Below are 25827 nucleotides of genomic sequence, written 5' to 3'. Positions count from 1 at the left end.
CACACTCCTTTCCTTTCAGCAGTTTTTTCGGAACGCCGAGGGCGGCGTTCCCTACATATGATAGCCGAACTCAGCTCTGCAAGAAACACAGCCGCTCCCCTGATGGCTAACGGCTAAGGGCTGAAGGCTCGCCTATTCAAGTCCTAAGTTTTTGCGCTTTCGCGTTATTTCGTCGTTTATGTCCCTGTTGTACCATATAAGGGTATCACGGGGATTTGCGCCATCGTTGATGGTCTCGCGGAAGGCGTTCATGATATTTCTGGTCACCGCATAGGACGCAGGGGTAACGGGTATCTCCGTCAGCTCCTCCTGCTGGGCGCGGAGCCTTGCAAGCTCGTCGGACGACCATGACATCTGCCCGAGAGCCTCGGTATTCGCCGTGTCAAATCTTCCCATAGTTCCCATGAGTCCCTCTATCTGAGCGGCATACCTCACCTGTGTTTCGGTGTCTGTGAACCACTTGATGAACCGCCATGCGTTCTCCTTGTTCTTCACCTTTTTGAAGATGACTGCTCCCGAGCCGCTGGAATTAGCCGCATGGGATATGGTTCCGTCCTCTCTCTCGGTCCCCGGCACGGGACAGAAGTCCCACAGACCGTTTATCTCGGGAGAAGCGGCGGTAAGCTGGTTGAAGAAGGTATAATTTGCAATGACTATAGGGTACTCACCTGTCCTGAACCTGCTGAATCCGTCATAGACCTGCTCGAAGCTGTACTTGGTGTAGAAATCCGTCCACTCCTCAAAGGACTGCACCGCCGCGGTGGTGTCCAGAGCGGAGGCGGTCTGCTCTGGGTTATAGTAGTTCTGCCCTTTCTGGAGCAGCAGCATTGCAAAGGTATGGCCGCATTCCGTGGCAGGAGAGATATCATTGGGCGGCAGGACCAGTCCCACCGACATATATCTGCGCTGGAGCGCAGGCAGCATATCTATAAGTCCGCTCCATGTCTCCGGCGGAGAGCTGAAACCCAGCTCCGTCAGTATATCGGTGCGGTAGAACATCATGGGGAAGGTCTGACTGACGGGGAGTCCGTAGCAGCCGCCGTTGAAGGTGTACTGTGTCATGGCGTTTTTCTGGAAGCGCCCCTTTACCTCCTCAAAGTCGTCAAACTGAGAAAGGTCCACAAGAAGGTCACGGGCTGCAAGATTTACGGGGAACTCTCCCCCGAGGAAAAGCGCCGCGTCGGGTCCCTTTCCTGCAAGAGTAGCCTCCACAACACCGCCTGTCACGAGGTTCACGGACACGGGTATGCCTGTTTCCTGCATGAACTGGTTCTCCGTCATCTCCTTGACCACCTGCGCCTGATCTCTGCCCAGAGCCACCCAGACGTCGATGGCGTCCTCTCCCGAAACATCGGAGAGGGTGGTGTAGTCCTCGAAGAAGGAGCCGATGAAGCCCTCAAAGCCGAATTTCAGCGACTTTCCCAGCTTCTCCTTACAGCTTGAGAAGCTGCGGTCCGCGGACGCGAACTCGATATAGTCCACCTCAAGAGGCTGGTCGCGGTTGTCCCTCATCCACGCCGAAAGTGAGGTGATGCTCGTCTTTATCTGCGAAAGATAGGAGGGTATCTTCAGAGGCTTGGCAGTGCATTTATCCAGTATCACCGCCATATTCTCTATGGCAGCCGCCTCTGTGCCGCTGCTGCCGGAAATAGACTCTATCTCCTTCTGAACGTCCTTGAGCTCGGCGGAAATGCTGCCGAATTTGTCCACCAGCTCGGGGATCTTCTCGTGGACGTAATAATCCGTGTATTTATCGGGAGCGGGTCCCGTTATCATCAGAACTCTGCGGTAATAGGTGTTCAGCTCCTTTACTGCGCTGTCAAGCCTGCGGAGACAGCCGCCTATCTCGCCGGGGACAGCCTCCATAGTTATGGTATGGCTCCTGCCGCCCTCCAGCCAGATGTACACGGGCTCGCCGCCGCTTTCGGGAGTCGTCACGGACCAGTCCGTATCGTAGTGGAACTTCACGCCGTCAAGCTCTTTGCAGGGCACCTTGCCGTCGATGTAGATACGTCGCTCGGAGTCAAAGCCTCTTATCTGATCCTGCCGTGCCTTTATGCCTATTTTATACCAGCCCCCTGCGCCTGTCTCCTCCTCGGGTATCTCCCATGTGACGGACTGGAGAGCTTTTTTCCAGCTTCCGCTGCCGAGGGTGTTGTAGACCATCTTTCTCGGGTCCGATGGTGAAGCAAGGTAGCTGCTGTTGTCGTATGTGGGATAGAGCGTCGGGTCGGACTTGAACGCCGCATTCTCCCCCTCTATCCTGAAAAGTGTGGGGGCAGTGCTCTCCACAGTGATGTCCGCACTTACAGAAGCCGCATAGCCGCTGTAATCGGGAAGCTCCTCACGCTGGCAGAAGCACAGCCTTTCTATGGCGAGCTGAGCCCTTTCCGAGGTCAGCTTCAGCTCGTGGGAGCCCTTTTCCAGATAAAAGAACAGGGGCTCGCTGAAAAGCCCGTCAACGTCACCGAAGAAGCAGCTCCTCCACGCCGATTTCTGCACCTGTGCAGGACGCACCTGATTTCCACGTATATCGGTGTATATGTCCTTTTCGTTGACCCATACCCTGCCGAGAGTAAGTCTCGAAGCGGTATCGTAGGGAGTCTGTCCGTCTATCTCCAGCCCCAGCTCTATATAGGTGCTGTTTGAGACCATGGGGCAGTAATCCACCGAAAGGCAGTAATTTCCCGTCTCGGGCACCGTGAACCGATAGGTCACCTCGCCGTCGGCACTGTTCCAGAGCAGTGTATTGTCCCGTTCCTCGCCGAAGTCGTCGGTGAAGCTGCCCTTGCGGAATTCTCCGCCTGCCGAGGAAGCATAGTCCGCTCCCTCTATGACTATTTCCGTAGCGGGTCGGGGCTCTGCGGAATGAAGGTCATAGTAGTCACCGAAGCTGAGCATCTCACTGTCGGGGGAAGCCATGGCGTAGTAGTCTGCCGCCATTGCCGCCTGTGCAGAGGTGTCCTCGGCAGCCGCAGGGAATACCTGTGCCGCACCGCAGAAAACAAGGGCTGCCGCCCCCGAAAAAAGTCTCCGCAAAAACCTGTTCACTTCCGCTCCGCCCCCTTTCATCGGACAAATAAACAAAAAATGCGCAAGCTCCCTCGGTCGGGGATCATGCGCACAGTCAGCCTGACCGCAGTTCTGCCAAACTGCAATTTTCCATCTAATAGTCAGTATATCAAATTTACGGTACAATGTCAAGAAACGGAATGTGTCCGTATTATAAATAATATATTTTACATCACGTCATTTAGCTAAATAACGTTTTTCCTGAGCAAACCGTACAAACATCGCCTTGATTATCTGTAAGTTTCTCCAAGTAATTTCTGCTGATCTTGCCGCTCGTTCCTGCAAAATTTACTATTATTAAAAAACTGTAAAATCTTAGCCGCATTCTACTTTTTGTATTGACATTTGGTGCTTTTTGTGTTATCATAAAAATGAGGAAAAAGCAATTATCCCGATATAATATTTAATAACAAAAGGAGCGATAGACTTGGCAAACGTGCTCGAAGTTAAAGAGCTGTCTAAGCAGTACTCCAAAGTCCTCGCCGTCGACAAAGTCTCATTCGAGATCGGCGAAGGTGAGATATTCGCACTCATCGGTCCCAACGGCGCAGGCAAGACTACTACTATCAGAATGATCTCCACACTGCTCCAGCCCACATCAGGCGATGCAGTTGTTGCAGGACACAGTATCCTGAAAGCGCCGGAAAAGGTAAGGGAGTCCATTACCTACCTCCCCGACGAAGCAGGCGCATATAAACAGATGACGGGCATAAAGTACCTCAGATTCATGGCAGGTCTGTTCACAACGGACATCGATACACTGAACGGCTATGTTGACCGAGCCAAGAACATCTGCGGACTTGGCGACCGTCTCAACGATAAGATAGGAAGCTACAGCCGAGGCATGATAAGAAAGCTTCTCCTTGCGAGAGCTGTTATGACAAAGCCTAAGCTTGCAATACTTGACGAGCCCACCAGCGGTCTGGACGTTCTCAACGCCCTCGAAATACGAAAGACCATCAAGAAGCTCGCCGCAGAAGAGGGAATGTCTTTCCTTCTCTCATCCCACAATATGCTCGAGATCGAGTTCGTTTCCGACCGCGTAGGCATCATCGCCAAGGGTCACCTCATGGTGACGGGACGCACGGACGAGCTGAAGGAACGCTACAACGCTCCCAACCTCGAGGAGGTCTTTGAAAGGGTGGTGAAAGAGAATGAAATTCATTAACCTCCTGAAAAAAGAACTCACCGAACTCATAAACGCTCAGATGATACTGGGACTGGTGGTTTCCCTCGCCCTTTTCTGGCTCATGGGAAATGTTATGCAGTCCGTAACCAGCGAGCTCGCTGAGGACGCAAAGAATACCAACGTCTATATCTGCGATATGGACGACAGCGACGTCACCCATGAACTGATAAAGGACATGGAGAGTAACGGTGCCAAGGTAAACAAGGTCACCGTAAACGGCGAGGATTACGCCTCAGGCTTCAAGGATAACAGCTTCAAGAGCTACGTTGTTCTTCCAAAGGGCTTCGCAGACCAGCTGGCAAGCGGTGAAAAGCCCGAGATAATCTCGGTGTCAAAGCTGAAGTCCGCTTCCACGTTCAGTGGTCTCACAGGCGGCACAGATACCACCGAGGCCCTCATAAACAAGTATGTTTCCATTGAGATATCGAAGCAGAAGGGTGTCTCTGAGGAGGACCTTAAACATATCGAGTCGGAGCTTACGGTAGTCAACCAGACGGTTGTCGCCGACAAGTCCGCAAAGATATCAAGCGGAGTTGTCCTCGGCAAGATCACCTCAACAAACATGATACTCCCCATTATAATAATGGTGCTCATTCTCATGACGTCCCAGTCACTGATAGCATCTATATCAAACGAGAAGATAGACAAGACCCTTGAGACACTGCTCTCGGCACCTGTTTCAAGAGGCTCCGTAATAACAGCAAAGATGCTTGCAGCTGCTATCGTAGCTCTCATCAATGCAGGCGTTATGATGTTCGGCTTCTCGGCTTACTCAAAGGGCATGACAGGAGCTATAACAAGCGACCTCGGTGTTTCGGATGAGGTCGGCAAAGTCCTCTCCGCAGGAGATGCCATGAAGCAGCTGGGACTTAATCTCGGCGTTACGGATTATCTCATTGTGGGAGTTCAGCTCTTCATCACCATTATGATCTGCCTTGCGATCTCCATTATACTTGGCGCACTGGTAAACGATTCAAAGTCGGCGCAGACAATGCTCCTTCCAATAATGATGATGGTAATGATACCATGGTTCGTGACCATGTTCACAGATGTGAACTCGCTCCCCACGGTACCTAAGCTCATAGTTTACGCTATCCCCTTTACTCATACTTTCACCGCCATTCCCAATCTCATGTTCGGCAATACCACCGAGTTATGGATAGGTCTGGTATATCAGATAATAGTATTCGCAGTGGTGATGTTCTTCGCACTGAAGCTTTTCAAGTCAGACAAGATACTCACCATGTCGCTGAACTTCGGACAGAAGTCCAGATTCAAGAAAAACGGCAAAACCATCGAGGATTGATTCCTCTTCCCTTTCCCCATGAAAAGGCGCAGCAGTTTCCGTTCGGGAGCTGCTGCGCCTTTTTATGCACATATATCCGTATAAAGCAAAAAGCTATGCAGTGATGCATAGCTATACAAATAAAATGAATAAATATAGAAGGGGAATTGGGGGATTACTTAATCCACTAATAATATACCAATCCAACCTTAAAATAATCTTAAAGTTACCTTAAATTACTCTGAAATTTTCATTTTACGGAATATGCGGTCTCCAGAGCTATCTCCATCATGTCGCGGAAGGTGGTCTGTCTCTCCTCGGCAGTAGTGGAAAGCCCTTTCAGCGGGCAGTCCGAAACAGTCAGTATGCAGAGAGCGTTCTTCCCTGCCCTTGCGGCGTTCATGTAGAGTGCAGCCGCCTCCATCTCGATAGCCAGCACTCCCATCTTCTGCCACTGTGCAAGGCTGTCGGCGTCATCGTAGAAGGTGTCGCTGGAAAAGATATTGCCCACATGGAAACTTCCGCCCTTTTCCTGTGCAGCCTTTACCGCTGCGGAGATAAGGCTCCATGAGGCTGTGGGAGCATATGTGCCGGGAAGTCTGTACTGTGAGGCGTAGGCGGAATTGGTGCTGGCGCTCATTCCGATAACGACGTCGCGGAGCTGAACATCGTCCGCAATGGCTCCTGCTGTGCCTACTCTGATGATGTTCTCAACGCCGTACTCGTTGAAAAGCTCCCATGAGTATATACCTATGGAAGGCATACCCATGCCGCTTCCCTGCACGGATACGGGAGCTCCCTTGTACTTGCCCGTATAGCCCAGCATACCTCTTACCTCGTTGTAGCAGACAGGATCCTCAAGGTAATTCTCGGCAATGAACTTTGCTCTCAGAGGGTCTCCGGGCATGAGAACTGTTTTGGCGATGTCGCCTTTCTTTGCATTGTTATGTGGTGTCGGCATGATATGATTCCTCCTTTGTTGTTTATAAGGGACGGTGTCCCGTCATGATCGTTTTCAGCTCCTTTTGAGAAGCTTTTTTGCTGTGTCGATTATTGCCTGATAGTTTGTGAACATGATATACGCGAACAGCAGGAACACCCACAGCAGATACAGCTTGGGCGAGCCAATGATAAGCACTGCCATTACCAGCAGCACACCTGTATTGATGAGGTTCCTGACAGCATTGAACCTGAACGGCACATAGTACCTTGCGTCGATTATTCTTGCCCAGAAGCATATGAGATAGCTGAGGAGAGTTGCCACAGCTGCTCCCTGAATGCCCCAGAGAGGAATGAGGAAGTAGTTCATGGGGATATTTATGCCGCAGGCAACAAGAGCTGTCCAGCAGGCGTTTTTCGGGTGCTTGGTAGCAGTGTAGATGCTGCCGAGGAACTGGTTGAAGCACATGAATATTACTGCCACAACAAGTATGGGAGTGTAGATGTAAACATTCTCATACACCGAAAACGTGTCCGAGGGAACAAGGAAAGAAGTAACGGGCTTGATTATGAGGAGAAGTCCTGCGCCTGCCATGAACATTATGGCTTCATAGGCTGAGAACACCCTTTCGTAGAACTTGTTCCTGTCTGCGGAGTCGTTCTCTGTTATGGCGGACATACTCCATGCCTGAAAGAATATGGTAGAGACCACGGAAATGAGGTTCGGTATCTTGTTGGCATAGCCGTAAAGACCTACGGCACCCTCTCCCAGCTCATGATAGTCGCTGTGCATCACTCTGAGGAAAAGCCTGTCGGAGAGTGAGGTTATCGCCCACATCACTATGGTGGGGATAAGGGGACCTGCAAAGCGCATCATTTCCCTTGCAAGGTCGGGGTTGAAGTACTCCCTGTTCAGGAAGTCACGGAGCTTTGCCGCAACAAAGAGGAACACGACTGAGCAGCTGTCCGAGAGTATGACCGCAAGGAGGAAGCCCTTGACGCCCATATGCATCTTTGATATGAACATGATGTTGAACAGGAAGAAGGTCAGAGTGGTCAGTATGCCGTCAAGGGAGAAAAGCTTTACCATATCCCTTGAACGGACGAAATTCTGGCAAAGCATTCGCAGGGACGACATGGCGGTATAGGCTATGAACAGAAGTGTATAGCCCTTGAGGAAGTTCAGGGCAGGCAATCCCCGCATTATGGGGACGCATACCGCCATTAACGCCATTCCTCCCAGAGTTATCATGCTTGAGGTGGTGAAGACCTCCCTCTTGTCGTAAGCCTTATCGAGACCAAAACGGATAAGGTACTCCTGAAGCGCGAATGTGAACACAGGCTGTATGAGGAGCAGAGTAGTCTCAAGGAGGTCCTTTACTCCGCTGTTTACATCGTCGATATTATGTGCATACAGTCTTGTCAGCAGGATTACCAGTATCTTTGAGCCGAATACACCTATGGCAAAGACGACTGTATTAAGAGCAAGCTTTTTGTATTTATTCATTTTCCACACTCCGAACAGTTTACATGATAGTATTATACACAATTTATTATAACATATAAATTTAAATAAATCAACGTCCGCGGAGAAAAACTGCCGCTTTTTATATCTATAGCGCGAAAAGCCCCCGAGCGCTCATTGAACACTCAGGGGCATTTATTATGTATTTGCAATACGATACGGATCTTTCTGCTTACTTTATAAACAGAGCCATATCCTCAATAGCATCCCACAACGAGGTTGTACCTGCCGATGCTGCAAGTATGATGACCAGTACAGCGAAAGCCAGTGATATAATGGAAAGTACGATACCGGTAACAGCCATTCCCTTGCCTGCGGGTCCCTTCTTGATAGCAACTGCGCCGAGAATAAGACCGACCACAGCCATTACTATTGTAACAGGGTAAAAGCAGCATGAAATGAGGAAGCCTACTATACCCAGCACCATTGAAGCAACAGCCATTCCCACGCTGCCCTCGGGAGGTGCCTGATAGGGGTTCTGAATATTCTGCTGATACGGATTCTGAGGGCCATAGTAATTGGGAGCGGGACCGTTCTGATAGCCCTGCTGCTGATATGGATTCTGAGGTCCGTAGTAATTGGGATTAGGTCCGTTCTGATAGCCCTGCTGCTGACCATAGGGAGCGCTGCCGTTCTGATAGCCGCCCTGCTGCTGTCCGTAGGTAGCGCCGCTGCTCTGATAGCTGTTCTGCTGCTGACCGTAAGGAGCACTGTTATTTGGGTAGCCGCCCTGAGGAGCGTTAGGGTCGGGACCGTCTATATATCCCGTGATCTCCTCGGTGGGCTCAGGCAGGTTCTGATTACCTCCCTGCTGTCCGTTGTTATAATTATTATCCATTTAAAAGACCCTCCTAAAGGTACTGTTTAATAAATAAAGTATACCATTTTTGCCGAAATTTGTCAATATATAAAAACAAGCTCCCGCATAAATACGGGAGCTTATTTGTGTCATCTTTAAGATACAGGACCCAGCACGGGAAATATATTCCTCAGCACATAAAAGACCATGAAGGCACCAATAAAAATACCCCAGAAAAGTCCCTTACGGGGAAGCAGCTTTACCTCTCTGCCGCTTATGCCGATAACTGTTTCCAGATAAAGCATCAACAGCAGTATTGCTATGATAGGCATTGCAGGGTTATCGCGAAAGGCTGTGATGAAATGCAGGTGGAGCAGATCATTGACGCTCCTTGTATTTCCGCAGCCGGTACACCATAATCCCGTCGTTCTATGCACATAGCACTCGGGAAAGAACTTCTCAAGCCCTATTATGTAATTCCTGAGAGCAAACAGGACAGCGACCGCCAGAGGCGCCGCCGCACCTATTATTATTCTCAGTCGTTTAGACATATCTTACTTGATGAAAAGAGCGCCGTCCTGAAGGCTCTCTGCCCAGTCCTTGAGTGATTCGCCTGCAACAACGCTGAATATCCAGAGACCTGCTGCAAGAGCAACACCGATAATGCTCAGTACAACGCCTGCGGTAGCCAGACCCGAAGGATTGTCCTTCTTAGCCTTGAGACCGAGAACCAGACCGATAACGCCAAGAATGATAGCGATAAGGCTGAAGCAGCAGAGCACTAATGAAAGAATGCCGAGTACGAGAGAAGCGATCGCCATTCCGTTCGGCTTAGGAGCACCATTCATGTTGTTGTAAGGGTCCTGAACATAGCCGCCGCCCTGTGCGTAAGGATCAGTAGACATATTCTGCTGATTGTTGTCGTTGTTGTAATTATTATCCATGATAAAATCCTCCCTAAAGGTATTATAATACATAAAGTATACCACCTTTGTCCATATTTGTCAATAGATAGACAAAAAATTATTTGTTTTTTTTATAGCCTCATATGCATAATCTATTGCAAAAGTCTGTATAAAGGAAAGAGCGCTGCCGTTGTTCGGGCGGCAGCGCCAAAAATAAGGAGGTTGTATTTATATACGAAAATATGTGAATAACATGAATTATTATACAGCGCTGTTATCAGCTCTGCTCGCTTACGAGTATTGAAACTCTGCTCTGGATAAGGTCGATGACCTCATCGGCAGTCTTTTCACCGCCAATGTATGCCATTATCTCTTCCTCTATGATTGACTCTACCTCGGGATCAAAGTCAGCTGATACGTTGTCAGCGCTCTCGATGTAATCAACGATGAAGTCTCTCTCTTCCTTTGTAAGAGGATCGACCTTGATCTCCTTGGAAGATGTATAGTATGTGAGGTCTTCTTCTACTTCCTTGCCGTTCTCATCCTTGTACTTGGGCTTTTCCATGCTCTCGTCAGCAAGCTTGTCAAATTCCGACTTCAGTGAGGGGAAGCCGTAGCTGTACATACTCTCCTCGCCGTCCTCAGCAGGTAACAGGAATTCCTTGATGAAGTTCCAGCATACTTCCTTGTCCTCTGCGTTGGAAAGGATAGCAAAGTGCTTGTCAAGTGTAAGAACAGCGCCTCTGCCATCTGTTGTGGGATTGCCGACAAATACGATGTCATCGCCCTTGTATCTGCCCTTGATCTCTCTTGTGTACTCGCGGAAGTCTGAGATGTAAAGCTCCTGAACAAGTACCTTGTCCTCCTTGAAGTTGTCCTCGGAGAACATCTCCTGCATAGCGCTCTGATCCTCCCAGTCCACAAGGTCTTCGCTTGACGGGAACCGGTCTACGAAAGCAAGAAGCTTTCTTGTCTCGGGAGTATCAAAGTTGCAGGTGCCCTTCTGATAATCTATACAGTTATTGAGAACGCCCATCATGAATGAGAGCATCTGCTCCTTGCAGTCAAGTGCTGTAAGTCTCATACCGTCGGGAAGGTTTTCATATGCCTCGATAAGGTCATCGGGAGACCAGTTTTCCTTGTCGATGAACTTCTTCTTGGCGATCATTGTGCTTACATTGAATGAAGGTGCGATAGAGAGGAGCTTGCCGTCGATCTCGCAGGCATTGAGCACGTTGGGCATGATGTCGTCCTTGTTGATGTCGCTGTCCTTATCCATGTACTCATAAAGGTCAACGAAGAGTCCCTTGTTGTAGAGGCTGCTGATGATAGCGCCGTTATATGAAACGATCATATCGGGTGCATTGCCTGAAACTATATCCTTCTTGAGCTGATCTGCGCCCGATGACAGTGTCTTTCCTGTCTCTTCCTCGTAGTTGTCGTACTTGCTGTAATCCACCATCTTAAAGCGGACATCGTCATTTTTCTTATTGTATGCGGATATCTTCTCCTTTACAGCCCAGTCGTCATAGAGAACGCCGACAGTGATGACCTTTGTGTTCTCCATTTCGGAAGCATCGCGCTTTGTGAGCTTATAAAGTGTAGCGCCGCTGTTGCCGTAGTCTCCGCCGCTGTAGTCGTTATAGCATACTACGAAATCTCCGTCATCAAGAATTAAAAGTGACTGTATACCGCCGTCTCCGAGGTCGGAATCCAGCCAGTTGACGATCTCTGTGGACTTGCCGTCCTCAGTGATGCCGAAAAGACCCGATGAGCCGTTTATATAGAGCTTATAGTCGCCTGTTCCCTTGAACACGCTTCCCATCTGACCCTCAAGGCCTGCCTCTGAGAGGTCGATCTGCTCGCCTGTTTCCTTCAGAGTTCCCGCATCGAGGTACTTGACGTACTCCTTGCCGCCAAAATAGCCGCATACTGCGATCGTATCATCATCGATAGCGGTGAAGCTGTCGACGTAGTTGCTGTTTCCGAGATCGAGCTCGCCTTCTACCTTGCCGTCGGAGTTGATTATGATGTTGTAATCCTCCATCTCGCCCCATGCAGTGGCGATCATCTTTCCGCCGCCTATAGCTGAAGCTCTGCCGATATTGAGGCTTCCGCTCTCGTCGCCCTGAAATTCCTCAAGACCTGTTACATCGGCAGAAGACTTTACCTTTCCGTCGATGTCAACAACATAGAGCTTGTATGAATATGATACATTGCTGTAGTATTCTTCAAAGTCGAACTCGTCGGGATTGAAGTCGGGAGAGTCGAAATCGGGCTTTTCTCCGTCACCGTAATCGGTAAATGTAGCGAACACCATGATCTCTCCGTCGGGAGCGACACAGTTATCATATCTTACTTCCACATCGCCCTCTGCCTCGGGGATCTCCATCTTGACCTCATTGAATTCCGAGAAACCGTTATCGGTAAGATATAATGTAGGAGCATTCTTTTCCTCATCATATCCTGTAATGACGATCTTATCGTCACTGATCCTTGCAATGGAGGTAGGGTTAACGATATCGCAGTCGATCTGCTCGGTCTTGTATGCGCCTGCCATGAGCTGAGCTGCGTCCTTTGTCTTACCGCCCTCGGATGCATTGTCTTTCTTTGAGCAGGAAACTGCTGCTCCTGCTATAACTGTGAGTGCTGCGGAGAATGCTGTGATTCGTTTGAGAAATGTTTTTTCCATAATAATCCCTCTTTTTCAGATTTTTATTTTTATTGAACTTTCTTTTGCTGCCTCGGTCATTGCCTCAGCTTTCTTTTTCTGTGGTCTGCTCAGCCTTTTTAGGCATATGGTTCTTCAGCGATCTCCATTTCGCCGAGACGCCGTCTGCCGCAGCCTTCTTCAGACCTTCTTTTTTCCGCATAAACAGTCTGTATCCCATTATGATCAGGCACAGTGCCGTTATCAGCGGTATGATAAGGAGCACCCTTCGCGCTCCGTAGATAAGTGAGAGCCTGACTTCCACCATTCTTGATGCGTTCTCCCAGAAGGGATAAATGATGCCGTCCTTTGCTACGACGGAATCGCCAAGCTTTTTCAGAGCCTTTACTCTCTTTTTCGGGGTAAACCGCTCTGCGTTGTTTACTATGCTGAGCTTTCCTTTATAGCTGTCGCCAAGCTGCTTCTTGATCTTGCTGTAAGCGAAATTCTCAACGGGCTCGGGAACGATACACTCATATGAGGTTATCTTCCTGAACTCGGGAACAGCCGTATCGGATAAGCCGCTCTGATCGGCGGAAGCTCCGAAAATGAGCCCCGCAGCATAGTAGGATATATAAGCCTTCGGAGTTTTGCCTGCGCAGCGCTTCTCGGGCTTGGTAGAAGGAGTTTCGATAACTCCTGAGATAAAGAGTTTGACATTGTTTATATATATGTTCATTCCTGTGACTTCATCGGAGCCGTACAGGTCCCATGCCAGCTGACTGTCAATGACTGCGCCTGTCTGCATCAGATCTTTTTCCGAGAAGAAGGAGCCGCTTGCCAGCTTGAAATCACGGAACAGGAAGAAGTAATCTCCGCCCACAGCGGTTATCTCCGCATCGGAGTGTCCGCTTGCGTCGCCGCTGACCATTGCCGTACCTGCCGGAGCGCTGTAAGCATCGGGGACCAGATCAACGCCCTCCGTCGGATTGACAGATGCTGATTTCAGCTCGGAGAGGAGCATACTCCTCAAGCCTCCGACGCCGTTCTTGTCAAAATTCGCATCGGGACTGAAGAAGCAGCTTATCTGGGAATATTTAGTCTTTCCGTCGCTGCTCCAGCGGTCTGCCGCGTAATTATAGCTCTGGGTCTTAGCTGCATGGCTTCCCAGCGCTGTCAGCACCACAGCTCCGATAATAGCGGCGGCATTCGCCACAGCAGCTGCAATGGTAAGTTTTTTCTTCAAGGGTCTCATAAGGTCCACCACCTTATTTATCCTTCATGCGGACCTGATCGCCTGACTTCAGAGGCTTGCTGGAAGCGGTGATGATATAGTCGCCTCTGTTCAATCCGCCTGATACAGCACTTGATACCGTATCGGAAGCCTCCACATTGACCTCTACCTTTTCTGCATAGTAGCGGTTGCCGAGAGGAGTACTCTTTGAGCGGACGGTATAGACGTAGTATCCCTTATCACTGGGATAAACTGCGCTCTTGGGAACAATGGCATCATATGTGCCGCTTCCCAGCGGTATGGAAAGGTCGAGGCTGTCGCCTGTCTGGACATCGCCCGTAACGCTGAACACCAGTGTCTTGTTCTTTGCGCCTGCGGAGCTGTCGCTCTTTATTTCCTTGAGAACAGCCTTGATATCGCCGTTCCAGTTGTTGACTATCTCTGCCTCGATGCCCTTTTTGATCTTCTTGAGGTTTTCATTCTCAACGGTTATATTGACTGTAAAGCCCTCATCGGAAAGGTCTATGACAGCCAGTACCTCCTCGGGAGTTGTGGAGGCATCGGGCTGTACGTTTATTGAACTTACGACGCCCGAATACTTTGATTTTACCTCAGTGGACTTTGCTTCCTTTTTCAGCTTATCCACCTTTTCCTGCTGCTTTTCAAGAGCCTTTTTCTTTGACTCTATGCCGAGGTTTTCCTTCTTATCCGTGATGGAGTTCTTGCGCTTGGTGTTTTCCAGCTCTATGATAAGTTCCTCAAGAGCGCTCTGCTTCTCGGTAACAGAAGCTGCAAGAGCAGCATATGTCTCTGTGCCGCCCTCGCCGAACTCGGCGGTGTAATTCTCAACAGCCGCATTAAGGCTTGCCACAGAACCGCTGATATCGCCAAGCTGTGAAACAAGATCGCCGCGGATGTTGTTCTTTTCATTCATGTAGTTTTCTCTTGCGGAGTTCCTTGCAGCTTCCTTTTCGTCAGCTTCTGCCTTTGCGCTCTCAATGTTTTCGCCGCTCTCGAGAGCCATCTGATAGGTCTCGTAAGCAGTCTTGTAGTCAGCGTCGGCATTCATGTACTCTGAGCACAGTGCAGCAAGATTGCCGCTGTACTCGGGAGCTGCATCCATATATGAATCAGTGTCGATAGCCTTGATAGTTGACTGGAGCTTTTCCTGTATGCCCTCAAGCCTTGTAAGCTCTGACTTGTTGCGTCTGTTCTCTTCCTTTGCGTAAGCTGCATTGCTGTCATTTGCTCTTGCAGCGTCGCGCTTTGCGATGAGATCGTTGAGCTCTTCACGGGCTGCCTTTATCTTCTGGTTCTCTGAGGAGTAATCCAGCGGATCCTTGAGAAGTGCTGTCTCATAATCAAGCTTGAGAGTATCCAGTGTAGCCTCCTCGGTCTCCAGCTTTTCATTATCCACTGTATTTACCGTAAAGAGGACGTCGTCCTTCTTTACCTCCTGACCTGTCTTTATATGTATCTTTTCGATGACTCTGTTGCCGTCAACGGTGACGTTGTAAGCCTGATTTGCTTCAACGGTGCCGCGCTTCTCGATACGCTCCGTAAGCTTTCCCGAAGCGACTGTCTCTGTTGATATCTCGGGCAGAGACCTGTTCATTATGGTGTTTGAGAAGAATGTCAGCACCAGCATGATGGCGAGAAAGATTATGATGAGAGTCTTGATGAGCTCTCGCTTTTTTGCGGGCGACTTTATCTCTTTATCGCCGCTGTCCGCAGCTATATCCTTGACTTCTTTTGTTTCGTTCATATTATATTTACTCCTTCTGAGAGAATAGCTCTGTTAATTGTATTGTAGACCGCATTTATCAACTTTTCATCAACCCTTGATGCCGCCCGAATAGGTTATTCCCTCTATGAGGTAATCCTCTCCGTAGAGGAACATCAGCACCGTCGGTATCATGTATACCACTCCCACCGCAAAGGCGAGACCGATATCTCCCGTATTTATCTGGGAGAGGAATACCGAAAGGGGGTGATAAGCTGCATCCTTCATAAGGACCAGAGGCTGCTCCACCATATTCCAGTAGTCAATGAATACCAGCATTGCGATGGAAGCGATGGCGCCCTTGCACAGCGGAACGTATATCTTGGTAAGTATCTTCAGCTCGCCTGCGCCGTCAAGCTTTGCAGCCTCCACATAGGAGATGGGGATTCGGCGCATTACCTTTGTCAGCAGGAATATGCTGAACGGTGAGAATATGGCGGGAAGGATTATGGCTCGTCTTGTGTCGAGCATATTGAACTTTTCAGCCACGAGGAAGTTCGGCACGAGAGTTACCTGATAAGGCATTATCATCAGTATGATGTATGCGAAGAAGATGATGCTCTTGAATTTGTTGGGATATCTCGCAAAGCCGTATGAAGTGAGTATTGCCACTATCATCTGGAACACTGTGATGGGAACTGTCAGTATCACCGAATTCCAGAACTTCATGAGATAGTCAGAATTCTGTATCAGCACCGCCTTGTACTGAGCGAAGGTGACCTTGTCGGGAATGAACTTCAGGTTCACGTTCTGTGAGATGAAGGTCTTTTTCTCCTCGGTCATGTTTGAGAACATAGAGCCGTAGTTGGCGGATATCTCGCTTGAGGTCATAAACGAATTGGCTATTGTGAGCACCGTCGGGAACAGGAACAATACCGCCGCCGCCAGTATGAACAGGAACACGAAGATGTCGAACGCTTTCCTGCGCTGCTTTACTCCAAATTTTTTCGGCTTCATATCACTCCACATCCTTTCCGAAGATGTTCTCCACGATGAGGAGGACAGCCATTATAACTATCATAAGTAGTGCAAACAGCACCGCAGCCGCCGACAGCTTCTGATAATCGAGGCTGTTGAAGGTATTGTTCATGAAGTGCTGGAGCATATACAGCTTATCCTGCGGATAATTTCCCGTCAGCAGGTATACCTCGCGGAATATCTTGAAGGAGTTTATCATGGAGAGGATAAGCACGAAAAGGATAGTCGGCGAAAGGTATCTGAGCTTTATATGTACGAACTTGTACCAGCCGCTTGCGCCCTCAAGGTCAGCGACCTCGATGATGTCACGGGGTATCGCACACAGCGCCGACATGAAAAGTATCATATTGTATCCCAGATTTTTCCAGAGGAACATACATATGATGACCACCTGTCCGTAGGGCGACTTCAGCCAGTCAATGGAATGACCGCCGAAATGCTCGATTATCTGGTTTATGGTACCGTGATTGTGGAACAGCACCTGCCACACGAGGACTACGGAAGCCGTAGGCACCATGAGGGGGCTGAGGAAGAATGTTCGGAATATGCTCTTTCCGGGTATCTTTCTCTCAAGGAGCATTGCCAGTCCCAGAGCCAGCACCACCGACAGGGGCACCGACACCAGTGAGAAGAACGCTGTGTTCTTTGCTGCCTTGGTGAAAGCCGTGTTGTGAAAGAGCTTTGTGTAGTTCTCTATACCTACAAATTCTTTTAAAACAGGGTTGTTAATAAGAGAGTAGTAAATTACTATGCAGAACGGAATGAAGAAGAATATCATCACTCCTATAAGGCTGGGCATGACGCAGATATTGCTGAATATCCGCTCGCCCCTCCTTCCGCACTGGTTTCGGGTCTTGTTTTTCATCTGAATACAACCTCACAAAATGTCTTTTGTTCTGAGTTTTTCTGTCTGACCTCCATCATATCGTTCTCTGTAGATAAGTGTCCTGAGAACCCCCAAAAAGACGAAGATCAGACATATTTTTTTATTTTAACTATATCATGCTGCCACCGGGCAGTTTGTAACTGTATCATTTCTCCTTCTCAGCGGAGACTTTACTGTATAAAGATATATGATAATTCCAAGGCATACAGCACCGAGCAGAAACATTGACCGGCGGTATTCCCATGAGATGATGTCATTCATCATGAACAGCAGCTGTACCGCTATGAAAGGGATCACCATTATATTATAAAGGACAGCCTTGTTCTTGCGGAGAAGCTTTACCATGAGCCAGCCCCAGACTGCCGCCGCAGTACCGAGAGCCGTGTAGGCTATAAGGTCGGGGACATCGGAGAACATCGCAGAAGAAAGGCTTCCGCCGAACTTTGCATACTCTATCGTATGCTTGACTGCTGCATATCCGTAGTAGCCAACGTCCAGCCCGAGAAATGTGAGAAACAGGTCACGGAGCATTGTCTTCGCATCAACGTCCCTGTGTATTATCAGCAGTATCACCAGCGGCCATATGGTCATATCCGAGATGAGATTGCTCACACACAGCGGAACTTTTTCGTGAAGCTCTCCGAGGAACTGTCCTGCTATACCCATTGCAGCTCCTATCCACAGATAAGCTGTGGTCTTCATTATTTTCACAGTACCACTCCTGAACACACCACACTATATACACAGATCAGAACTTCATTTCCGTGCATATGGCAGCATTTTTTTGTACTATGAACAAGATCAGCCGCTTTGAGGACTTCCCCTCATTTTAATATAATACATCATTGACAAACCGTTGTCAATATCCCACAGTAGATTTTTACATTTTCTTTACTATATGGAATATATATTAAGTGCCCTGATAAAGAAGCTCATAGAGGTCCTCAGCCGCCTCAGACGACCGTTTTCAGCGCCCTCTTTCATAGTTCTCTTATATCATACACTGTCAAGATGACATTAACGTGACTTTTTTATAACAAATCTGTCACTTAACTTTTCAGGGAAATTGCCTCCTATATAATTAGACGTTTCAAAAGCCCGAATTGTGACAAAAGTTTTTAAAATTTTTCTGTCCTGCAAGCTATAATCAGCATTTTGACTTTCGTCAAGGCGGTATACCGTAAAATTTTAGTCAATGTGACTGTTTTTCAAAACTGCTATTGACAATCCGCTCTGATTATGATACAATATTTTCTGTTGAAACGCCGTGCGGGTGTAGTTCAATGGTAGAATTCCAGCCTTCCAAGCTGGTTACGTGGGTTCGATTCCCATCACCCGCTCCATTTATTAGCAGCTATGGCTGCTAAAGTTTTCTGTGCGCCTTTAACTCAGCTGGATAGAGTAACTGCCTTCTAAGCAGTAAGCCGCTGGTTCGAATCCAGCAAGGCGCGCCACACCGAAACTCTCCGTTATATGACTCCATCTAATGGAGAGCTTCGTTTTTATTTATTGAATATGGTGGGTGTAGCTTAGCTGGTTAAAGCGTCGGATTGTGGTCCCGAAGACCGTGGGTTCGAATCCCATCTCCCACCCTCATGAAACAGGCACTTCTGAGTTTTCAGAAGTGCTTTTTTCGTTGTTTTCTAATATTTTTTCTAATATAAATGTCCCCGCAATCGCGGGGACTTTCTGTATCATATTTTCATTGATTTTTGAATCTATCTTGGTACTAAGCCGTCAGCAGGGGCGGATATTATCCGCCCGATAATAAAGCGGCAAAGCCGCTTCCTTATGGCTAAAGGCTAAGGGCTTCTATATATCCATCATTCCTTCACGATCACAGCTATCGCACATGGCATCCTTCCGTTCACAACATGATATTTCACATTTTTATATCCCATATCCGAAAAAAACTTCTTGTAGGAATCCATATCAAACTGCTTTTTGAAATCAGCTCCCAGCATTTCAATGAGCCTTACTGCATACCTTCCTGTTTTTTTCGACATATTTATGTATGTCGGGATAATGATACTGCCGCCATGCTTTACTACCCGTTCAAGCTCGTGCAAAGCCTTTTCGGGTTCGGGAAGCAGGTGTATAACATTTCCTGCGATCACCTTATCAAAGCTTTCGTCTTTGTACTTCAGATCCGTTATATCCGCTCTCCTGAACGTAACATTACGGTACATACGGCACTTTTTTTCAGCCTGCTTTAGCATTCCGACAGCATAATCGGTAGCAATAAGCTTTCGGCATTTTTGCGCTATATAAACGCTTATAGCACCTGTTCCGCAGGCACATTCCAGTACATTATCCGAAGTATCTATCATTTCAGCGACCTTTGCTCCTGTTCCCGTAAAAACCTTTCTGTTGTAAACAGTTTCAAACAGGTCATAGATCGGTGATATCCTGTCCCAGAATACTTTTTTGCTCATGGAAAAACCTCCTGTAAGATATGCTCTGTCATAAATGAATATATGAGCATCTATTCATATGATACCATACGATCTGCTGTTTGTCAATAGGCATTTTCACATTGTTTTCCTTAGTTACAGTTTTTCCGGAATTTATTTATCTTCTCCGCAAATATTTCCATATCATCGCAAAGTCAGGCTCTCAGAATAAGCCCTGCGTTATTATGACACAAAGAAAAGTCCCCACTAATCGTGGTGCTTATATAGCAGCTTATGCGTGATTATCGGGGGAAAAAACCTTTCTGAGGAAAGGTTCTTTTTTCCCCCCCTTTTTCCAAAGACTTTTAACTGAATTTAGCCCAGACAAGGCGCTTCACGAAAAATGTGAAACCCGGTAGTATTACCGGGAGCGCCCTGTCTGGGCTAAATTTAATGCTGAAAGTTTTAGGAAAGGAGTTTGAGGAAGAACCCTTTTTCAAAAGGGTTCTTCCTCAATATCACCTATAAAACTGCTGTACGAGTATCACGATTACTGTGGGGACTTTTTTGATGTATTATTTAGTCTTTTCTCTTTTTGTATGCTGCTGCGGATAACAATACTGCCGCTATGCCTGTCACAGCTATTCCCGCAGCACCGCTGTCGCCGGTTTTGGGAGAGTTATTATTTGCAGTGGTGGCAGCTGTTGTCTTTGCAGCAGTTGTTGTAGTTGTAGTTGTAGTTGCGGCAGGCTTTGAACCGTCATCGTTCAGCACCACAAATCTTATATCGTTATCCTTTGCGTACTTCTCGATATCCGTATCCTTGTATCCGTAGATCGTAAGCTTATCAGTGCGTCCCTCAAATATATTCTCGCCAAAATACAGTTCTTTTCTTACCGGTACGATCAATTCCGTAAGCTCTGTACAGCCCTTGAAAGCATTATCGCCAATGTATTCCACAGTGTCGGGCACTGTAAGTGATTTAAGAGCTGTGCAGCCTTCAAAGGTACTCTCGGTTATCGAGATCAGCTCGCTCGGGAGATTTACGGAAGTAAGTCCCGTACAGTTTCTGAAAATGCCGTAGCCAAAAGCTTTGACATTCTCGGGGATGGTTATTGAGGTAAGCCCTGTGCAGCCCTCAAAAACATGATGTCCCACATCTTTGAAAGATTCGGGAAGTGTTATCGAGGTCAGACCGCTGCAGCCTGAGAAAGCATCGTTTTCTATGACCTCAAGTCCCTCGGGGAGCTTTACCTCTGTCATGCCCGAACAGTCAGCAAAGGCTGAGCCGCTGATAAGCTTTATATCATCAGGGACAGTTACAGATGTATTATCAGGCATAGTTCCCTTGAATTTATACACGGTTTTTCCTATAATGACCATTCCGTCAGGCTGTTCTTCGTACCATTTCGTGTTGGCAAAAGCATTTCCCATGACATACTCAACTCCCTCGGGAATATTTATGTCGGTCAATGAGATGCAGTTTTCAAAGGCTTCATAATCAATATCTCTGATACTGTCGGGAAGCTGAACGGACTGTAAGCTTGTGCAGTCCTTGAAAAGGCTGTGGGAGATCTCTGATACGCCGTCAGGGATATTTACGGAAGTCAGACCGCTGCAGCCTTCAAAGGCAGACATTGAGATGTTTTTTACACTGTCGGGAACTTTGACCGAGGTCAGCTCTTTACAGCCGTAAAATGCGTTTGCTGATATTATGCTGACCGTTTTTCCGTTTATCTCTGACGGGAGCACAACGTCACCGCCGCCGCCCTGATAGTGTCCGACAGATACGTTATCGAATTCATCGATTTTATAGTTTACTGTAGAACCGTCTTCAAGCTCGTAGTCTCCGTGCTCAACTATCTTGACAGCCCTGATAGCTGAACTGTCGTATGCTTCTGCGCTGAATGATGCAAATGCCCCTGCAATTGCAAATGATAAGATGAATGATGCAGTCTTTTTCATAATAACGCTCCTTACTTGTATGTTTTTTGCTTAAACGAAACAAGGGTATCATATCCCGCTTTTATTCCGTGCAGACGGCTGCACTTTTGTTTATTATACTCCCCATAAGATCATATGTCAACCCCGGGTACGAGTCTGAAAGCATACTCCGCAGTCCACCGCCCAGTCCTCGAAGTAACTCCCGAAAAATCGGCAATGCAACGGCTTTTTACATAAATGTTAAGCCCCGTTGACAGATTGCCTGCGGCAGTTGGTAGACTCATCGCAGCAGAAATGATATCATGGAAGCAGAAGAAAAAACTGTCACGCTGTGGCAGAAGGAGGTATCATTTATGATAAGATCATTGGTTCCCGTGAGAGGCTTCATAAAAAATATAAGCCCTTTCAACAACAGAGATGATATGCCGTCGGCTTTGCTCATCACAAAAAAGCTGCTGGCATTTTTCCTGTGCTATCTGGCAGGGATTTTTCTTGCGGAGGGACTTGTCATCGGAGGACTGTTCCTCTGCGGCAGGAACTTCTTAAAGGGAGAAATGTTCAGCGAAAATGTTATGCTGCTATTAAAGCTTTACGGTATGATCATTCTCATTGCTGTATGCATTCTCTATTGGAAGCTTGTCGTGAAAAGGAAGCTTAATGAAATGGGCATAACCAAAAAGATCTCGGGCTGGTTCATGGGCGCAGGTATGGGAGTTGTATTGATTATCACCGCAGTTTCTGCTATAATGGTTACAGGAACAATAAAATTCAGCGGCTTTTCCGCGAATTTCAATATAACAATGCTGCTCATGCTCGGAGGATACATAGTTCAGGGAGCAGCCGAGGAGCTTCTTTCCCGAGGACTGGTTTTCTGCTCGCTGAAGGATAAGGTATCTCTCCCTGCTGCTGTCGGTGCAAGTGCTGCCGCATTCGCCCTTCCCCACATGGGTACGCTGTGCAGCTTTGAAGCTGAGTATATATTCCCGGGTGTGCTCTGTCTTATCCTTATCTCATGTGTATTCTCTCTGCTGACTCTCCGTACAAAGAGCATTTGGGCTGCCTGCGGACTGCATTCCATGTGGAATTTCTGTCTCAGCTGCATTCTGGGACTTGACCTCAGCGGCAGCGAAGGCTCATGGGCAGTCATAAATATGCGTACATCGGACAAAAACCTTTTCAACGGCGGCAGATACGGCATAGAGGCAAGTATCATCACCGCTGCGGTACTGGCTGCGGCAGCTGTTCTGCTGTGGCATATGTATAAAAGAAACAATACAGAAAGGCAGGCGTGAAATATGGAATTCAACAACAAGCTCTACGAGCTTCGCAAGCAGAAAGGCTTTTCACAGGAGGAGCTTGCAAACCGTCTTAACGTATCAAGGCAGACCGTCTCAAAGTGGGAGGTGGGTGACTCAACTCCCGATATGGAAAAGCTCATTGCCATCAGCGACCTGTTCGGTATCTCTCTGGACGAGCTGGTGCTGGACAAGGCTCCCGAGCCTGCCCCTGCCCCACAGACCGTAAAGTCGGAGCTGTATGCAGATATAAAGGAAAAGGTCCTCACTGAAGATAACGGGAAGAAAGTCAGAAAGGGTCTGAAGATAGCAGGCATAGTTCTCGGAGCAGTAATGCTCGTCGATATCATCTCATTCGTGATCTATGTCATACTCAACGGCTTTCCCAAATGATCCAAAGATATTTTTATCAAAGCTCCCTCGGGAGCTTTTTTTCGGCTTCTGAGCTAAATTGGAATTTAACACCTTCGGTGTTAAATTCCGAAGCCCTTAGCCTTTAGCTTTTAGCCATTAGGAAGCGGCTTCGCCGCTTTATTATCGGGCGGCGGAACGCCGCCCCTACATCAGGCTAACGGCTAATGGCTATGGGCTAACGGCTCAAATCATAATTTTGCTCCGCAAAATTATGATTTATGTTAGCTGCAATTATAAGTAAAAACGCCCGTCTACTCCGAAAAACCGCCCTTTTACTCCTTTATTGTAGCGCTTCTGCATAAGAGCTGTTATTATAGGCACATAAGGAAAACGCCAGTCGGTGCAACAGTATCGGCAGAAAAACAACAGCAAACGGAGGTAAAAAATGAAAAAAACAGTCGCAGTATTAATGGCATCACTTATGTGCATGGGCGGCGCAGCAGCAGTTGCTTCCCCCGACGTGGTAAAGCCTGTCAGCGCTTATGCCATCACACAGTCACAACAGCAGCAGTTCATCAACAATCTGGGCACAGCAGCTCAGAAAGGCTATGCACAGTACAGAATACTCCCGAGCATGACCATTGCTCAGGCTATCCTCGAATCCGCATGGGGTCAGAGCACTCTCTCCAGCAGATACTATAACTTCTTCGGCATGAAGGCAGGCTCCAACTACCACGGAGAGACCGTTACCTTACAGACCACTGAGGAGATCAACGGCGTTCTGGTAAGAGTGAACGGCACATTCAGAGCATACCACTCCTTCGATCAGGGCATAGAGGGCTACTACCAGTTCATCACAGGCTATTCCAGATACTCAAATCTTATCGGCGAAACGGATTATAAGGCTGCCTGCCGCAAGATAAGGGAAGACGGCTGGGCTACCGACAGCGGTTACACCAACAAGCTCATCAGCCTCATCGAGAGATATGATCTCACAAGATTTGACACTATGGTACCCGTCACGGAAGGTTACTTCAGAGCCTGTGCATCAAGCTACACAAGCATAGTTGATGCCCTCAACTCCATCGGTGCCGAGTCATCATTCGCTTACCGCAAAAAGATCGCTGCTGCAAACAATATCACCAATTACAGCGGCACACCTGCTCAGAACACAACTATGCTCAATCTTCTGAAGCAGAGCAGGCTCAAGAAGCCTTCAAGCGGTCCCTCAATAGTATACTTCCCTGCCTGCGGTCAGAGCTACAACTCCATCGTTGACGCTCTCGTTTCTATCGGTGCTGATTCATCCTACAATTACCGCTGCAAGATCGCTGCCGCAAACAGCATCTCAGGCTATTCGGGAACTCCCGCACAGAATACATCTATGCTCAACCTCCTCAAGGCAGGAAAGCTCATCAAGCCCAACTAAGGTACATAAAGCCTTAATATAAAATCAAATCTATCAATAAAAGGAGTAATTATTATGGAAAACAAGATCATCAAAACATTCAAGAAGGCAACAGCTGTTATCGCTTGCTCAGCTTTCATTGCAGGCAGCGGTCTCATCAGCAGCGCACCTGTTTCTGCAAACGCTGCAAACGCAACTATGGAAAGAGCTATCAACTGGGCTATCGGTATCGCCAACGACAATTCCCACGGCTACAGCCAGACCAACAGAAACGGCAACCCCGATTACGACTGCTCTTCACTGGTCATCAACGCTATGAAGTATGCAGGTATCAATGTTGGCAATGCTTACTACACAGGCAATATGAAATCTGAGTTCACAGCTCACGACTTCGTATGGATCCCGTGGAGCGAGATCGGCAGCACAGCTAACCTCAAGCGCGGCGACGTTCTCCTCCGCAGAAGCAATAGCAGCGGACATACAGAGCTCTATCTCGGCAACAACAAGAACGTAGGCGCTCACAGCGACTATGACGGCAGAGGCGGCGACAGCTCGGGCAGAGAGATCAATGTTGCTTCTTACTATTACGGCAACTGGCAGGGCGTTCTCAGATACAAGCCCATTGCCAACGAAGGCGGCGGCGGAGGCGGCTATGTTGCTCCGGGCTGCTATCCTGCCTGCGGTCAGGGTTACACCTCCATCGTTGACGCTCTCAACTCTATCGGTGTTGACTCATCCTACTCAAACCGCTCCAAGATCGCTGCTGCAAACAATATCACCAATTATAGCGGCACACCCGCTCAGAACACAACTATGCTCAACCTCCTCAAGGCAGGCAGCCTCAAAAAGCCCGGCTCAACTGTACAGTACTTCCCCAAGTGCGGTTCACAGTATAATTCGATAGTTGATGCCCTTGTTTCCATCGGTGTAGACTCATCCTACTCATACCGCTCCAAGATCGCTGCTGCTAACGGCATCTCGGGATATTCGGGAACACCTGCTCAGAATACGAATATGCTCAACCTCCTCAAGGCAGGCAACCTCAAAAAGCCCGCTTGATAAGCAAACATACAATAAGTATATATCACGGTGCAGCTGTAACGGCTGCACCGTTTTTTCGCGTATCTTGCTATTAATTTTATTATGTGGTATAATCTATAAAACAGACAAGGAGCACAGCAGCTCAGG

The 25827-nt window shown here is 48.1% G+C and carries 20 protein-coding genes and 3 tRNA genes; 9 read left to right on the top strand and 14 right to left on the bottom strand.

Going from position 1 to position 25827, the window contains the following annotated elements; genetic code table 11:
* Window positions 1-132: 132 nt before the first annotated feature.
* Window positions 133-3051: an extracellular solute-binding protein gene (locus tag DSZ37_RS06665; RefSeq protein ID WP_242978582.1), complete on the bottom strand. Its 2919-nt coding sequence runs from the start codon at window positions 3049-3051 to the stop codon at window positions 133-135.
* A gap of 457 nt (window positions 3052-3508) precedes the next feature.
* Here DSZ37_RS06665 and DSZ37_RS06660 point away from each other — a divergent pair, with 457 nt between their 5' ends.
* The gene (locus DSZ37_RS06660; RefSeq protein ID WP_242978586.1) at window positions 3509-4240 is read left to right on the top strand and encodes an ABC transporter ATP-binding protein; all 732 of its coding nucleotides are present in this window, start codon (window positions 3509-3511) and stop codon (window positions 4238-4240) included.
* The gene (locus tag DSZ37_RS06655) at window positions 4227-5567 is read left to right on the top strand and encodes an ABC transporter permease (RefSeq protein ID WP_109726155.1); all 1341 of its coding nucleotides are present in this window, start codon (window positions 4227-4229) and stop codon (window positions 5565-5567) included. Before DSZ37_RS06660 ends, DSZ37_RS06655 begins: the two co-directional genes overlap by 14 nt.
* Window positions 5568-5796: 229 nt before the next feature.
* Here DSZ37_RS06655 and deoD read toward each other — a convergent pair whose 3' ends face one another.
* From deoD to DSZ37_RS06600, 11 genes are all read right to left on the bottom strand, one after another.
* Window positions 5797-6507, bottom strand: coding sequence for a purine-nucleoside phosphorylase (gene deoD, locus DSZ37_RS06650; protein ID WP_109726154.1), 711 nt, complete (start codon window positions 6505-6507; stop codon window positions 5797-5799).
* A gap of 54 nt (window positions 6508-6561) precedes the next feature.
* On the bottom strand, window positions 6562-7992 hold the full coding sequence (locus tag DSZ37_RS06645; RefSeq protein WP_109726153.1) for a lipopolysaccharide biosynthesis protein: 1431 nt from the start codon (window positions 7990-7992) through the stop codon (window positions 6562-6564).
* A 190-nt stretch (window positions 7993-8182) separates the two neighbouring features.
* Window positions 8183-8848 (bottom strand): DUF4190 domain-containing protein, encoded by a 666-nt coding sequence (locus DSZ37_RS06640; RefSeq protein ID WP_109726152.1) that lies wholly within the window; start codon window positions 8846-8848, stop codon window positions 8183-8185.
* 116 nt (window positions 8849-8964) lie between these two features.
* Window positions 8965-9360 carry a DUF2752 domain-containing protein gene (locus tag DSZ37_RS06635; protein ID WP_109726151.1) on the bottom strand — a complete coding sequence of 132 codons (396 nt, stop codon included), beginning with the start codon at window positions 9358-9360 and terminating at the stop codon, window positions 8965-8967.
* 3 nt (window positions 9361-9363) lie between these two features.
* Window positions 9364-9753, bottom strand: coding sequence for a DUF4190 domain-containing protein (locus DSZ37_RS06630; protein WP_242978581.1), 390 nt, complete (start codon window positions 9751-9753; stop codon window positions 9364-9366).
* Window positions 9754-9991: 238 nt separating this feature from the next.
* Window positions 9992-12406, bottom strand: coding sequence for an ABC transporter substrate-binding protein (locus tag DSZ37_RS06625; RefSeq protein ID WP_109726150.1), 2415 nt, complete (start codon window positions 12404-12406; stop codon window positions 9992-9994).
* Between the two features lie 64 nt (window positions 12407-12470).
* Entirely contained in the window at window positions 12471-13619 is a 1149-nt protein-coding gene (locus DSZ37_RS06620) for an ABC transporter permease (RefSeq protein ID WP_109726149.1), read from the bottom strand.
* A 13-nt stretch (window positions 13620-13632) separates the two neighbouring features.
* Complete coding sequence (locus DSZ37_RS06615) at window positions 13633-15363, bottom strand: biotin/lipoyl-binding protein (protein ID WP_109726148.1); 1731 nt, start codon at window positions 15361-15363, stop codon at window positions 13633-13635.
* 69 nt (window positions 15364-15432) lie between these two features.
* Entirely contained in the window at window positions 15433-16338 is a 906-nt protein-coding gene (locus tag DSZ37_RS06610; protein ID WP_109726147.1) for a carbohydrate ABC transporter permease, read from the bottom strand.
* A gap of 1 nt (window position 16339) precedes the next feature.
* The gene (locus tag DSZ37_RS06605; RefSeq protein ID WP_109726146.1) at window positions 16340-17224 is read right to left on the bottom strand and encodes a carbohydrate ABC transporter permease; all 885 of its coding nucleotides are present in this window, start codon (window positions 17222-17224) and stop codon (window positions 16340-16342) included.
* 135 nt (window positions 17225-17359) lie between these two features.
* On the bottom strand, window positions 17360-17956 hold the full coding sequence (locus DSZ37_RS06600; RefSeq protein WP_109726145.1) for a hypothetical protein: 597 nt from the start codon (window positions 17954-17956) through the stop codon (window positions 17360-17362).
* Window positions 17957-18514: 558 nt separating this feature from the next.
* On the opposite strand from DSZ37_RS06600, the gene DSZ37_RS06595 reads away from it, so the two are divergent.
* From DSZ37_RS06595 to DSZ37_RS06585, 3 genes are all read left to right on the top strand, one after another.
* Window positions 18515-18588 (top strand) — tRNA-Gly (locus tag DSZ37_RS06595).
* 34 nt (window positions 18589-18622) lie between these two features.
* Window positions 18623-18699 (top strand) — tRNA-Arg (locus DSZ37_RS06590).
* Window positions 18700-18762: 63 nt separating this feature from the next.
* Window positions 18763-18838, top strand: a tRNA-His gene (locus DSZ37_RS06585).
* 230 nt (window positions 18839-19068) lie between these two features.
* Here the strand turns inward: DSZ37_RS06585 and DSZ37_RS06580 are convergent.
* Together DSZ37_RS06580 and DSZ37_RS06575 are read right to left on the bottom strand one after the other, a co-directional pair.
* On the bottom strand, window positions 19069-19680 hold the full coding sequence (locus tag DSZ37_RS06580) for a class I SAM-dependent methyltransferase (RefSeq protein WP_109726144.1): 612 nt from the start codon (window positions 19678-19680) through the stop codon (window positions 19069-19071).
* A 537-nt stretch (window positions 19681-20217) separates the two neighbouring features.
* Window positions 20218-21603 (bottom strand): leucine-rich repeat protein, encoded by a 1386-nt coding sequence (locus tag DSZ37_RS06575; protein ID WP_109726143.1) that lies wholly within the window; start codon window positions 21601-21603, stop codon window positions 20218-20220.
* 332 nt (window positions 21604-21935) lie between these two features.
* Between DSZ37_RS06575 and DSZ37_RS06570 the strand changes: the two genes are divergently transcribed.
* The 4 genes from DSZ37_RS06570 to DSZ37_RS06555 all read left to right on the top strand — a co-directional run bounded on the left by DSZ37_RS06570 (window position 21936) and on the right by DSZ37_RS06555 (window position 25698).
* Window positions 21936-22874: a CPBP family intramembrane glutamic endopeptidase gene (locus DSZ37_RS06570; protein ID WP_181380262.1), complete on the top strand. Its 939-nt coding sequence runs from the start codon at window positions 21936-21938 to the stop codon at window positions 22872-22874.
* 3 nt (window positions 22875-22877) lie between these two features.
* Window positions 22878-23270 carry a helix-turn-helix domain-containing protein gene (locus DSZ37_RS06565; RefSeq protein WP_109726141.1) on the top strand — a complete coding sequence of 131 codons (393 nt, stop codon included), beginning with the start codon at window positions 22878-22880 and terminating at the stop codon, window positions 23268-23270.
* Between the two features lie 406 nt (window positions 23271-23676).
* Complete coding sequence (locus DSZ37_RS06560) at window positions 23677-24660, top strand: glycoside hydrolase family 73 protein (RefSeq protein WP_109726140.1); 984 nt, start codon at window positions 23677-23679, stop codon at window positions 24658-24660.
* 54 nt (window positions 24661-24714) lie between these two features.
* Complete coding sequence (locus DSZ37_RS06555) at window positions 24715-25698, top strand: peptidoglycan amidohydrolase family protein (RefSeq protein WP_109726139.1); 984 nt, start codon at window positions 24715-24717, stop codon at window positions 25696-25698.
* The last annotated feature ends 129 nt before the right edge of the window (window positions 25699-25827 follow it).

Source organism: Ruminococcus flavefaciens (assembly GCF_900116855.1).
GTDB classification, from domain to species: Bacteria; Bacillota; Clostridia; order Oscillospirales; family Ruminococcaceae; genus Ruminococcus; species Ruminococcus flavefaciens_R.
This window is presented reverse-complemented; position numbering and strand designations above follow the sequence as displayed.